This window comes from Armatimonas sp., from assembly GCF_964826245.1.
The window spans coordinates 1-12,760 of record NZ_CBAYMC010000126.1 but is presented as its reverse complement, the minus strand read 5'-3'; the positions used below and the strand labels follow the sequence as shown (position 1 = coordinate 12,760).

Below are 12,760 nucleotides of genomic sequence, written 5' to 3'. Positions count from 1 at the left end.
AAAAGCTCTATACCGAAGGTTTGAGTGTTTGGAAAGAGGCGAAGCAAGATTTCTGGGTGGGGCGGTTTTTGGCACGAACAGCACGAGTGGCTCTGGCAAAGAAAGAACTGGAGAAAGCGAAGAGGCTTGCGGAAGAAAGTGAGCGACTTCTGTCGGTATCCAATGGCCCGACTGCTGCTGCCTGGCCGCTCATGGTTCTGGGCGAGGTGGCGGCCCATCAGGCCAACAAGGCGCAGGCCCAGCAGTATTTTGCAAAGGCGCGTGGGCTACATGAGCTGTCAGGGCGTGCTTTTGGCATACGCCTTGTCGAGCAGCTCCAGCGCACTTTTTAGCCTAATGTAACGGTGGCAGTGGTGCCTTTCCCAAGCTCGCTCTGGAGAGTGAGGGTGCCACCGAGGGCATCGGCGATGGCATGGCAGAGGGAGAGTCCTAGCCCGATTCCGCCGTCATCGCGGGTGCGGGCGGTGTCGGGGCGGTAGAAGGGTTGGCCGAGCTTTTCAAGATGCTCCGAGGCGATTCCTGCTCCTGTATCGGTGACGGTAAGGGTGAGAGTATCGCCGTTTCGGGTGGCATGAACCGCTACTTTCCCTTCCGGTGGGGTGTGGCGCAGGGCGTTGCTCACCAAGTTGCTCACCAGTCGCAAGAGCAAGTCTCGATCTGTCGTAAAGCTCAGGGTGGGGGAGATTTCGAGAGTCGCGGGAGCGGGTACCACAGCGCGCAGTGTCTCCGCAAGCTTGAGGGAAGTGCGGCGGACGGGGAGTGCTCCGTTTTGTGAGCGGGCCAGAAAGAGCAAGTCCCCAATAAGCCGGTTCGCCCGGTCTGTGGCATCGTCGGCGCTCGCAATGGCTTCGTCACGCAGGGCCGGGGGGATGTCGGGGTGGCGGAGCAGACCCAGGGCTGTCTTGATGGTAGCAAGGGGCGTGCGCAGCTCATGGCTGGCATGGGCTGTGAACTGTTTCTGGCGCGTAAAAGCATCGTCAAGCCGACCGAGAGAGCGGTTGAGCATCTTTGTCAGGTGATCTAGCTCATCGCCGCCCCCGGACTCCGGCAGGCGCTCCGAGAGTTTTTCTGCCTCGATCTGGCTGGCGGCCTCAGTGAGCTGCCGGATGGGAGCAAGGGCGCGACTCGTGAGCCAGAGGCCGCCTAGGCCCGCGACCAGACAGAGAGCCGGCAGCAAGAGAACCAGGCTGTAGGTCACCGAGTCTAGTGTCGCTTGTGTCTGTCCCGTGGGAATCGCGGTCTGGACAGCGCCCACAATCTCTCCCTGCCGATCTCTCATGGGCAGGGTGTAGGTGCGAAGTGCCAGTCCGCGCTCCTCTCCCGCGCCAAACGTGGACTTGCCTGCTCGTGCAGACTCCAGGCCCGCGGTTGACCAGAGCGCATTGTCGCTGCCGTTGTCGTTGTCAAAGTTCCAGTGGCGTGGGTGCAGCAGAAGGCCAAGCTCCGCTGGGGTGGGCCGTCTTTGCCCCGGTGGTCTCCCAAAGGGGGGGGGGGCTGGCCCCTCATCAGGCCCGCCGGGGCCACTTGGTCTACCTGGCCCCATAGCCGCATCGCGCTCCGCCTGTGCGACAAGAGCTTGATCCAGCCCCCCCCAGAGCACGCGCCCCACCACAAACCGGGTCGCACCTCCGAAGGCCAGCAGTGCCAAGGCGAGTAGCCCGACATTACCTAGGGTCAGCCGTGTACGAACTGAGAGCTTCATGAGGTCCCACTCGGCTCTCGGAGGCTATAGCCACGTCGGTGAGCGGTGTGGATGAGCTTGTGCTCTTCGGCGCGCCCGCCGTCAATCTTGCGGCGGAGGGCGGCGACATGGACATCCACCGTGTTCGATGCAGAATCGGGATCACCCCAAGCCGCAAGAATCGCCTCGCGGCTGATGATATGCCCCTCGCGGCTCGCCAAGGTGAGGAGGAGCTCGTACTCTCGAGGGGTGAGTGCCAGCGGCTGGCCGTCTCGCGTCGCTTCCTGCGCCTCGGTATCAATCTCAATGTCCGCGATCTTGATATGCCGCCTGCGCTGTTGCCGCTCGCGCCGGATCAGGGCGGCGACGCGGGCTTGTAGCTCCTCGAAGGCAAAGGGCTTGGGGAGGTAGTCATCCGCGCCCAGATTCAGACCCTTGACCCGCTCCTCCACTTCATCCAGCGCGGTGAGCATTAAGATTGGGGTGGTCTTGCGACGATCTCTCAGGCGGCGGCAGATTCCCCAGCCGTCCATGCCAGGGAGCATCAGGTCGAGTAAAATCACTGCCCAGCCACCTTCGAGTGCTCTCTCAAAGCCCTCGGAACCATCGCGGCACCAGGTCACCTGGTAGCCCGCTAGCTCTAGCCCCTGAGAAACCAGGCGGCCCAGCGCCTGTTCGTCCTCAATCAAAAGCACTCGCATGAGCTTTATTGTACGGCAAGATGATAAAGTCTGTACCTTGGTTGCTGTTTTGCCTATAATGTCTACATACAATGTTGACTATGCCTGAGCGTAACGAATCTCTGGAGCTTCTTCTGACGGAAGCTACCCAGATGGAGCGAAAGAACCTTGTGAAAGCGCGGGTTCTTGCTGAGGAAGCGCTGCGCCGCTGTCAAGCGGAAAACTACTCTTCGGGGAGTGTTTATGCCCTCCGGCTTCTGGGAGGCATAGACCTTCAGCAAGGCAAGCGTGAGGAAGCGGCGGCGTTTCTTGAGCAAGGGCTTGTGCTGGCCCGCTCTCTAGGAGATGCTGCGCTGATCAGCGCTTGTTTGTATACCCAGGGCCACCTCTTCTATATGGCAGGGGCTCTTAGTGAGGCAGTCTTAAACTTCCACGAAGTGGTAACGCTACGCCTCAGCCTAGGCCTAGAAACGCCCCTTGCCCATGCCTACAATGTTCTAGGCGTTGTCTATCGTGAGCTAGGTAACTACGACCAGGCGCTCTCCTACCATAGCAAGTCGCGCGAGATTCACCGTGCGCAAAAAGATGTCTTTGGGGAGGCAACAAGCCTCAATAACCTGGGGTCTCTCGAAGGGGATCGAAAACACTACGCAGGTGCACTACGGTACTACCAGGAGAGCTTGGTGTGTGCCCAGAAAGTTCAGGATCTCAGCTCCGAAGTGTCAGCGTTCTATAATATTGCTCACACTCATGTCCTGATGGAGCAGCCTAAGAAGGCCGTCGTCTTTGCGCGTCAGGCCCGTCGGGGTGCCCGTGCGCTGGGAAATCCGGGGCAGCTTCTGAATGTGCGCCTTCTCGATGGAATCGTCTACTGTGCTCTGGGCCGGTTTCCGCGCGCAGAGCGGTCACTGCTCTGGGCGCTCTCCCAGACACGTGACCTTCAAGACCCGAGAATGGAGCTTCGAGTTCTGAATGAGCTTGGGAATCTCTATCTGAACTGGAAGCGTCCTGAGGAGGCTCAGCGTCATCTAGAAAGCTGCCTTAAGCTTGGTGAGGCAATGCAGGCAAACCTGCAACTTACCACATGCCATGAGTATTTGGTCGAGGCAATGGAGCAGCAACAAAACTTCGAGTGTGCGCTCTTTCACCACCGCGAGTTCTACAGACTTGAGCGCCAGCGCTTTGATCGTGAGACGGATCAGCAGCGCTTAGCACTGCGGATGAGTCTGGACATAGAGCGCACCGAGCGTGAGGCTGTTGCTCAGCAGGAGCGCAACGCGGAGCTGGAGGAGCTAACCCGGCGCGATAGCATGACAGGGCTTTATAACCACCGGGCCTTTCATGAGTTTCTTGCGGAGTATCTCGCGGAGGGAGAGCCGCTTGCTTTGTTATTACTCGATGTGGATCACTTTAAGAGCTACAACGATGCCTTTGGTCACCCTGCAGGCGATGAGGTTCTCCAGCAACTCGCGCAGCTTCTGCAAGAGAGCATTCGCAAGAGCGATACTGCGGCTCGCTATGGTGGCGAAGAATTTGCGATTATTTTACGTGGGGAGCCAGCAGAGTCGGCCTATGAGAGTGCCCTTCGGTTGGTGCGGGTGGTTCGTGAGGCCAAGTTCCCTCACCGAAAGATTACGCTTAGTATTGGGGTTGCTTTGGCCACGGTGGGCATCACTACCGTGCAGCTGGTCGCGAAGGCCGATGCGGCTCTGTACCAGGCCAAACACGCAGGTCGTGACTGTTGCGAGTATGCAGCATAGTGACATCGCCACAATCCTACGAAAAATTCGTAAGTTTTATGTGCTCTTGCTTGAAATTTGTGGCGCGACGCGGTATGCTTTACCCTGGTTGGCAGACTCGGCATGAGAGTGCTAATCTGTCAAAAAATTTCGATTTTGAGGTTCAAGAAAGATGCTTAAACCGCTGGGAGACCGGATCGTTGTCAAGGCTGTCGAGGCTGAGACGACCACTGCAGGGGGAATCCTCCTGCCCGACACGGCTAAAGAGAAGCCGCAGACCGCCGAAGTGCTGGCCGTAGGGCCGGGCAAGACCCTGGACAATGGAACCATTGCTGCACTAGAAATTAAAGTGGGCGATAAAGTCGTCTACGGTAAATACAGTGGCACCGAGATTAAAGTGGATGGCCAAGAGCTGATCATTCTGCGCCAGGACGATGTTCTGGGAATCGTGGAGGGCTAGTCTAACATTATGGCATCCAAGGAAATTATCTACGATGAGGCCGCACGGCGCGCACTAGAGCGGGGGATCAACACCCTCGCCGATGCCGTCCGAGTGACGATGGGGCCCAAGGGCCGCAACGTCGTGCTTGAGAAAAAGTACGGCTCTCCTAGCATCGTCAATGACGGTGTGACGATTGCTAAAGAGATCGAGGTCGAGGACAAGTTCGAGAACATGGGCGCACAGCTCGTTCGCGAAGTGGCTTCGAAGACCAACGATATCGCCGGTGACGGTACCACGACAGCCACGGTGCTGGCGCAGTCCATTGTCAAAGAAGGACTTCGTAATGTCGCCGCGGGCTCCAACCCGATGCTGATCAAGCGCGGTATGGACAAGGCCGTGGACGCGGTAATCGCGAGCCTGCACACCATGTCTGTTGCGGTTGAGGGCAACGACGCGATTGCCAATGTCGCGACCATCTCCGCCAACGATAAGACCATCGGCACGCTGGTTGCCAAGGCGATGGACGCGGTCGGTAAAGACGGTGTGATCACGGTCGAGGAGTCCAAGGGCATCCAGACCGAGCTGGACTTGGTAGAGGGAATGCAGTTCGACAAGGGCTACATCTCCCCCTACATGGTCACCGATGCTGAGCGTATGGAAGCCGAGCTCGATGAGCCGTATATCCTGCTCTTTGAGAAGAAAATCAGCTCCATCCAAGATCTGATCAAGCCGCTGGAGGCCGTGGCTCGCACGGGCAAGCCGCTGGTGATTATCGCCGAGGACGTAGACGGTGAAGCGCTGGCGACCCTCGTGGTCAACAAGCTGCGCGGAATTCTCAACGTCGTGGCGGTCAAGGCTCCTGGCTTTGGCGATCGTAGGAAAGCCATGATGGAGGATCTCGCGATCCTGACCGAGGGCAAGTTCATCACCGAGGACCTAGGTCTGAAGCTGGAGAACGTGGACCTGACTTACTTGGGCCGCGCCAAGCGTGTGGTTATCACCAAGGAAGACACCACCATCGTGGAGGGCGCAGGCGCTCCCGGTGCGATCCAGGGCCGTATTGCCCAGCTCAAGTCCCAGATCGAGAACTCCGACTCCGACTACGACCGTGAGAAGCTGCAAGAGCGCCTCGCCAAGCTGGCGGGCGGCGTTGCGGTGATCAAGGTCGGCGCGGCCACGGAAGTGGAGCTGAAAGAGAAGAAGCTCCGCATCGAGGACGCACTCTCCGCTACCCGCGCTGCGGTAGAAGAGGGTATCGTCGCCGGTGGTGGCCACGCTCTGGTAATCGCCGCTGACGCGATCAACCTGGACGACTATGCAGGCGACGAGAAGATCGGCGCTCTGATCATCAAGAAGGCACTGGAGGCTCCGGCTCGCCAGATCGCCGAAAATGGTGGTAAAGAGGGCTCCGTCGTGGTGAACCAGATTCGTGAGACCGGTATGGGCTACAACGCCGCTACCGACTCCTACGAAGACCTGCTCGCCGCAGGTGTGGTAGACCCGACCAAGGTAACGCGCTCTGCTCTACAGAACGCCTCCTCGATCGCTGGCCTCGTCCTCACCACCGAGTGTCTGATCGCCGAGCGCCCCGAGAAGGCTGCACCCGCACCGGGTGGCGGCGGCGGTGGTGGCGGAATGCCTGGCATGGGTGGCATGGGCGGGTTCTAAAACACTGGGGATTGAAAAATCCCCGGCTGGTTGTCAAAAGCGTTCCAAGGACGCGTCGAGCACATTGTGTTAGGCGCGTTCTTGGGGCGCTTTTCGTTTTGTGAGGGAACCTTTGGGGCATGTGTGTGCATAGGAGGCTCCATGAACAAAACGATTACCCCGAACTATCGTCCCGTGGTTTGCCTGCTGCCCTTGATTGGGATGCTCACCCTTGTGGTGGGCTGTGCACGCTCGCTGGCACCGCTGAATCCCGCCGCCCCCGCACCCACCAACTAACGCGCGCCGATCAGCAAGGTGAACACGACGCTCGGGGCCGCCGTGGAGCAGGGTGACACGCTTCTGGAGCTTTCTTTGCCCACTGCCGAAGCCTACCACGAGCAGACCAAGCTCGCGCTCCAGCAGACCGACGCCGACTACGGAGGTGCCAAGAAGCAGTTCCAAGCCGATGTGGATGTCGCATAAGAAGTCGGGGAGGACAGAGCCGCGATAGTGGCGATGGTCATTCACCTTTGACAAGCTTCCCAGTGTCACCTTTGAGGGAGTGGTCAACCGGCTCACGACACTGCCAAACAACAAAGGACTGGTTGTCCTGATCGAGTTTAAGAACACCAAGGCGCAGGTCAAGCCGGGCATGGTGCCGCATGTGATGGTAAAGACCGGGCAGAAAACAAAAAATGTTCTTGCCGTTCCCAGTGCGGCGGTGGATATCAACAGCAAAGGTCTGCCCGTGGTGAAAGTGATGCGCCGTGGAAAGTGGGAGGAAGTTCCCGTGGAAGTGGGGATCACCGACGAGCAGTTCACGGCGATAAAATCAGGCGTCCGCGTGGGAGACACAGTGCTTGTCACCCCCTAAATCCCGTACAATGCGCCCATGAACGTGCCAAAGTCGAGTAAGATTGATGCGCTTGTCCAGCGGGCGCTGCGGGTGACGAGGGCTCCCGGTGCGGCAGTGGCGGTGGTGACCCCTGAGGGGAGCTATATCCAAGGCTATGGAATCAAGCGGCTGGGCAGCGACGATGCTGTCACGCCGGAGACGCTCTTTCCGATTGCGAGTGTGAGCAAGGCATTCACCGCGACTGCCTGCGCCTGTCTGGTGGATGATGGCAAGCTAAGCTGGGACGATCCCGTGCGCAAGCACCTGCCCGACTTCCGCCTGCTCGATCCCGCCGCCGATGCCAACGTGACCCTACGTGATCTTCTCTGCCACCGCACCGGCCTGCCGCGCCACGACTCGCTCTGGTACCGAACGGAGCTTAAGCGCGAGGAGATACTGGCGCGGATGGCGTTTCTAAAGCCGACGGTGAGCTATCGAGGGCTCTATCAGTACAGCAATCTCTGTTTTTCGGCGGCAGGGGAGGCCGTGGCTGCTGCATCAGGAATGGCCTACGAAGAGTTCTTGAAGGCACGCTTACTGGAGCCGCTGGGGCTGCACTCGGTGACGTTTTCTGGGCCGGGGCTGGTCACCACGGAGAATCACGCGTGGCCGCATCAGAAGAAGAAAGGGAAAGTCACCGCCTTAGATGCGCCACTGGACTTCTTCAATGTTGGTCCGGCAGGCTGCATCAATGCCAGTGTGAGTGAGCTCTTGGGCTGGCTGACGTTCCAGCTCTCTGGTGGCGGCGAGGGCACGCCCGTCAGCGCGAAAAGCCTCACCGAGACCCACACACCGCAGATGATTGTCCCGTTTGACGACCTCACCCGCGAGCTCTACCCCGACCGGATGCACCAGACCTACGCGCTAGGCTGGAGCCGCTACGACTGGCAGGGGAACCTGGTGCTCTCCCACGGCGGCGCGATTGATGGCTTCCGCAGCCACTTGGTGGTCTGCCCCCGCGCCGGAGTGGCGTTTGTGGTGCTGGTGAACATGGCCAGCTACCTCCCCGAGATCGTCCGCAACAGCCTGCTCGATCTGCTACTCGGGGTGAAGGGCGGGAAAAACTGGCACCAAGTCTTCCAGAAACAGCTTCATAAAGACACGGAGAAAGCACGGGCGGACAAGAAGGCAAAAGCGCAGAAGCGCCACAAGAACACCAAGCCGTCGCTGCCGCTTACCAGCTACATCGGAACCTACCACGACCCTGGCTACGGCACCGCCACGGTGCGCGAAGAATCGGGCAAGCTCTATCTCACCTGGGAAGCCTTCGACGCGCCGCTCAAGCACTGGCACCACGACACGTTTATCACCGACACCGAGCAGCCCGGCTTTGCTAGCTTAGACATCGTCTTCACGCTCAAAGCCGATGGCACTGTTGCGACGCTCAGCCTCTTTGAGCAGAGCCTGGTGAAAAACTAGCCCATGATTGCTCTTAGTGCACGGACTTTCTCGGGGTCTACCGGGGAGTCCACAGTGCTTACTTTCAGGCTGCTGCCCACAATCGCGCCCGCGGCACCCGCATCCAGAAGCTCACGGGCGGTAGTGAGCCCGAAGCCACTCCCGATCAAGACGGGCGTGCCAGGAACGGCTTGCGCGACGGCGGTGACATCGGCGGGGCTGGTGCCGCTGCCCGTGGCGCTGCCGCTGACGATCAGGGCATCTGCCATGCCACGCAGCACGGCGTCTTTGGCGGCATCTTGGATGGTCTGTGTTCCATCTCCAAGCTGCGCCGCGTGTTTCACAAAGACATCCGTGAAGATCTGGATGTGCTCTGCCCCAAGCAGCTTCCGGTAGAGAATTCCCTCTCGCGCCGCGCCCTCGATAATGCCCTGATCGGTCACCGCTGCGCCCACCCAGACATTCACGCGCACAAACTGCGCTCCCACAATATGGGCAATCGCCAGCGCCCCTTTGGCATCGTTGCGCAGGCAGTTGATCCCCAGTGGTAGCTCCGGCGCGGCGTCACGCACCACCAAAGCCGCACGAGTAAGCGCGGCGAGCGTATGGGGCGGCACGCTATCTTTGGCAAACGGGGCATCGAAGAAGTTCTCTACCATGATCGCATCCACGCCGCCCGCAACCAGCGCTTTAGCATCGGCCTCGGCCCGCGCGAGCACCCCCGCAAAGTCGCCCGCATCGCGTGGGCTCCCCGGCAGTGGCCCCAGATGCACCATCCCAATAAGACGCTTCTGCGCCCAGAAATTTGTCAACACGGAGGACATTGTAGCGCACAATCCCGGCTATCGGATAAAATGCCAGCAATCGTATATGTTGCCCAACTTTGATGAACGAGGCTTCCTGCCTCCTGGCGAGCACCTTGCAACCTGGGAAGAAGTGCGTGAACGCTTTGGGGGAAACCCAACCCGCGAGCGACTATTGCTGGGGTTGGAGCGAGCCATAATTTTACTACGGGCGGCCAACTGTCCGAGAGTCTGGTTGGATGGAAGCTTTGTGAGCAGCAAGCCCGAGCCGGGAGATTTTGATGGCTGCTATGACATTTGTGACTTGACAATGCTGGACGAGAGGTTCTATCTGATGTTCCGTTTGCAAAGGCGTGAACAGAAACGCGATTTTGGGGGTGAGTTGTACCCTGCGCAGGGTATTGCGGATACTACGGAGCACGGTCAGCCAGTGTACTATCGTTGGTTTTTTCAGAGTACTCGCGATGGGTTGCCAAAAGGAATTGTCGTTTTGGAGATTGGATCATGACTATTGAAACACAAGCAGAACGAGATCAGGAACTTGCTCGGGCGAGACGGCTAAAGGACTATCTTGCGTCGTTGCCACCGACAGACGATCCTTGGGAAAAGCACTGTCGCTGGGCGACTCAGGCGACCATTTTCAATATTGAAGAGGACATTGAGGAATTTGAGCACCGCTCTCGTCTTAAGCAAGAAAAACTTCCCCTAGCCGTTGGCTCCTGAGGAGGACGAAGCGGGGGCTGTGCCGAACGGTAGGCCTATGAACCCGATGACCTCACCTCGTCTTGTGCGCATTGTGGCGCAGCCTGCGGAAGTGGCAAAGAAGCTTTTGCGCCGCATCTCCTGTGAGCTGGACTTCGCCCGCTCTTTTGCAACTTTAGGGGGAGATGCGGCGTGGCCCGCGCTCATTGAGCACGCGACAGCAGTTATGGATGGCTGCGCGGGCGATGTGGCCGCCGCGGTCGCAGAAGCAGAGGCGATTCTGGCACCGATTGGGGCGGCCGCCAAGGCCTACACGATCCACTGCGTCGGGCATGGGCATATTGACATGAACTGGATGTGGTCGTGGCAAGAGACCGTCGCCACAACCCACGACACGTTCCAGTCCGTGCTCCAGCTGATGCGTGAGTACCCCGCACTGACCTACTCCCAGTCCCAGGCATCGGTCTATGCCCTGATGGAGAAGTACCACCCCGAGCTGTTTGAAGAGATCAAGGCACGCATCGCCGAGGGGCGCTGGGAAGTGACGGCGGTGCACTGGGTTGAGGGCGATAAAAACCTAGCAAGCGGCGAGTCTATTGCCCGGCACCTGCTCTACACGCGGCAGTACACGAAAGAAAAGTTCGGGCTGGACGCCGCTGAGCTGCCGCTGGACTGGGAGCCGGATACGTTTGGGCATGCCAACACGATCCCGACGATCTTGGCGCAAGGTGGGGTGAAGTTCTACTATGCCTGCCGCCTCGGCGGCGGCTTCGACCATGCCGTGACGGGAGAGTTTCCGCGTCCCAAGCTCTTTTGGTGGCAAGGCCCCGACGGGAGCCGCGTGCTGGTCAATAAAGAGTCCACCTGGTACAACTCCTATGTCAATATCGGCGACAATATCGCACTACCTGCCGTGGAGTTCTTCACGGACACGCAGCTTACGGACTGGCTCAATGTCTACGGTATCGGGAATCATGGCGGCGGGCCAACCCGTGTGGAGATTGAGTATCTGCAAGAGACAGTAACTTGGCCGATCTACCCGAGCGTCACGTTTGGCACCGCGAAGGGCTGGTACGAGAAAGTGGCGGCGGGCGATCTCTCACACCTGCCCGTTCTCGACCACGAGCTGAACTACGAGTTCACCGGCTGCTACACCACTCAGACACTCATCACGCAGGCCAATCGCTTCGGTGAGAACTACTGTGTCGAGGCCGAGACGCTCGCTGCGATCACGGGCCGCGACTCCCGTGCGCTCTTGCGGGAAGCCTGGATCAATATTCTCTTTAATCAGTTCCACGATATTCTCCCCGGCTCCGGTGTCCGCCAGACCCGCGAGCACGCGATGGCGCTCTTTCAAGAGACCGGGGCAATGACAGGAGCCATCAAGCGCGAGGCCGGGAAAGCACTGGTGAGTGGGCTGAACACGGCGGCCCTCCTACCCCCAGCCCCTTCCTCCCAAGAGCCGTGGGAGGAAGGGGAGCCAGCGGGGACGGAATCTCCCTCCTCTCAACCCTCCTCCCAGGGTTGGCACCCAGAGGGTACCCGGGGCTGGGGAGGAGGGAAACGAGGAGGGCATCCCTTTGCTAGCGGTGCAGGCGCGGGGATCGGGGCGATGGAGTCGGGGATCTCCAAGTCGGCGGGGGGAGGGAGCGTCCGGCCCTATGTTGTTTACAACCCCTGCGCCTGGCCACGTACCGAGGCCGTCACCGTGCGCCTCTACGACACGAGCTTTGAGCCGGGGCGCATCGTCGCTAGAGACGAGCACGGCGACAACCACCCGACGTTCTTCCTAACTCGTGGCGATGACTGGGGACACAGCTACATAGACGTGCTCTTCTTCGCCCAGAGTGTCCCCGCGCTGGGTTATAAGACCTACGCGCTCTGTGAGGGCAGGGCCACGGTTGAGGTGCCGCAGGTCAAGGCCCTGCCGCGCGATGTCTTTGAGACGCCTTTTGGAATGCTGCGCTTCGACCGCTACAAAGGCGGGCTGGTGGAGGTGCACCATCAGGAGAGCGGGATCACGTTTCTCGAAGGCGACTTTGAGAGCCTGGGCGAGTGGGAACTCACCAAAGAGCAACCCCGTGGAATGACGGCCTGGGTGCTGGGCGGTGCGCTGGAGTCGCAGAGTGTGGCGGTGAGTGGGCACCATGTTCATGGGGTTGCGCGAAACCGGGGAACGAGCTACCCGAGCGGGAGTAGCATGGCCTATGTCGTGCACCAGAGCCTGAAAGTGCCCGGCACCAAGAGCACGATCAAGGTGCAGTACTTAGTTCATGGCTTTGCACCGCGTGTGGATGTCACGGCGGAGATTGACTGGCGCGAGATCGGTGATTCTGAGCGGGGGATTCCGGGCCTGCGTGTCCACTTTCCCTTTGATGGCTACGAAGGGCTCCCGATTCGCGTTGAGACCCCGTTTGGCAGTGTCGTGCGAGAGGACAGTGACGGCGAAGAAGTGCCCGGCTTGCGCTACACCCATGTCCCGCTGGACTCCGGCGGCTTTACGCTCCTCAATGACAGCAAGTACGGCTTTATGGTCGAGGGCGGGAATCTGGCGATGCGCGTGATTCGCTCGTCGTTTGACCCCGATCACGCTCCCGAGGTCTGCAAGCACACAATTCGCTACGCCATGGTCTTTCATGACACGGCAGTAGACGCGTCGGACTTGACGCGAATGGGCGCGGCGTTTAACCACCCCCTGATCGCCTTTCCGGCAGGTGTCCACGAGGGCAACGGGCCACTCTCTAAAAGCTTTGCTTCCGTCGAGACGCCCAAT

General features: G+C 59.6%; 14 protein-coding genes. 11 read left to right on the top strand and 3 right to left on the bottom strand.

Annotated elements, in window-relative coordinates:
* Positions 1–332 (top strand): hypothetical protein (locus AC1XOS_RS13085; RefSeq protein WP_481962665.1); only part of this gene is annotated, 332 nt, incomplete at its 5' end.
* Here the strand turns inward: AC1XOS_RS13085 and AC1XOS_RS13080 are convergent.
* Both AC1XOS_RS13080 and AC1XOS_RS13075 read right to left on the bottom strand, forming a co-directional pair.
* Entirely contained in the window at positions 329–1,702 is a 1,374-nt protein-coding gene (locus AC1XOS_RS13080; RefSeq protein ID WP_481962664.1) for a HAMP domain-containing sensor histidine kinase, read from the bottom strand. The genes AC1XOS_RS13085 and AC1XOS_RS13080 overlap by 4 nt on opposite strands.
* Entirely contained in the window at positions 1,699–2,382 is a 684-nt protein-coding gene (locus tag AC1XOS_RS13075; RefSeq protein WP_481962663.1) for a response regulator transcription factor, read from the bottom strand. The genes AC1XOS_RS13080 and AC1XOS_RS13075 overlap by 4 nt, the downstream gene beginning before the upstream one ends.
* An 80-nt stretch (positions 2,383–2,462) precedes the next feature.
* Here AC1XOS_RS13075 and AC1XOS_RS13070 point away from each other — a divergent pair, with 80 nt between their 5' ends.
* From AC1XOS_RS13070 to AC1XOS_RS13040, 7 genes are all read left to right on the top strand, one after another.
* Positions 2,463–4,121 (top strand): tetratricopeptide repeat-containing diguanylate cyclase, encoded by a 1,659-nt coding sequence (locus AC1XOS_RS13070; protein ID WP_481962662.1) that lies wholly within the window; start codon positions 2,463–2,465, stop codon positions 4,119–4,121.
* Between the two features lie 151 nt (positions 4,122–4,272).
* On the top strand, positions 4,273–4,560 hold the full coding sequence (gene groES, locus AC1XOS_RS13065) for a co-chaperone GroES (protein WP_481962661.1): 288 nt from the start codon (positions 4,273–4,275) through the stop codon (positions 4,558–4,560).
* 9 nt (positions 4,561–4,569) lie between these two features.
* Entirely contained in the window at positions 4,570–6,210 is a 1,641-nt protein-coding gene (gene groL / locus AC1XOS_RS13060; protein ID WP_481962660.1) for a chaperonin GroEL, read from the top strand.
* Positions 6,211–6,351: 141 nt separating this feature from the next.
* Complete coding sequence (locus AC1XOS_RS13055) at positions 6,352–6,486, top strand: hypothetical protein (protein WP_481962659.1); 135 nt, start codon at positions 6,352–6,354, stop codon at positions 6,484–6,486.
* Positions 6,487–6,504: 18 nt separating this feature from the next.
* Positions 6,505–6,672 carry a hypothetical protein gene (locus AC1XOS_RS13050; protein WP_481962658.1) on the top strand — a complete coding sequence of 56 codons (168 nt, stop codon included), beginning with the start codon at positions 6,505–6,507 and terminating at the stop codon, positions 6,670–6,672.
* A 79-nt stretch (positions 6,673–6,751) separates the two neighbouring features.
* Entirely contained in the window at positions 6,752–7,063 is a 312-nt protein-coding gene (locus tag AC1XOS_RS13045) for a permuted SH3 domain-containing protein (protein ID WP_481962657.1), read from the top strand.
* Between the two features lie 18 nt (positions 7,064–7,081).
* Entirely contained in the window at positions 7,082–8,503 is a 1,422-nt protein-coding gene (locus AC1XOS_RS13040) for a serine hydrolase (protein ID WP_481962656.1), read from the top strand.
* Here the strand turns inward: AC1XOS_RS13040 and AC1XOS_RS13035 are convergent.
* Positions 8,500–9,297: a BtpA family protein gene (locus tag AC1XOS_RS13035; protein ID WP_481962655.1), complete on the bottom strand. Its 798-nt coding sequence runs from the start codon at positions 9,295–9,297 to the stop codon at positions 8,500–8,502. The genes AC1XOS_RS13040 and AC1XOS_RS13035 overlap by 4 nt on opposite strands.
* A gap of 55 nt (positions 9,298–9,352) precedes the next feature.
* Here AC1XOS_RS13035 and AC1XOS_RS13030 point away from each other — a divergent pair, with 55 nt between their 5' ends.
* From AC1XOS_RS13030 to AC1XOS_RS13020, 3 genes are all read left to right on the top strand, one after another.
* Positions 9,353–9,793, top strand: a complete 441-nt coding sequence (locus AC1XOS_RS13030) for a DUF6932 family protein (RefSeq protein WP_481962654.1) — start codon at positions 9,353–9,355, stop codon at positions 9,791–9,793.
* Complete coding sequence (locus tag AC1XOS_RS13025) at positions 9,790–10,008, top strand: hypothetical protein (protein ID WP_481962653.1); 219 nt, start codon at positions 9,790–9,792, stop codon at positions 10,006–10,008. Before AC1XOS_RS13030 ends, AC1XOS_RS13025 begins: the two co-directional genes overlap by 4 nt.
* Positions 10,009–10,054: 46 nt before the next feature.
* The coding region (locus tag AC1XOS_RS13020) for a glycoside hydrolase family 38 N-terminal domain-containing protein (protein WP_481962652.1) at positions 10,055–12,760 on the top strand (2,706 nt) is incomplete at its 3' end.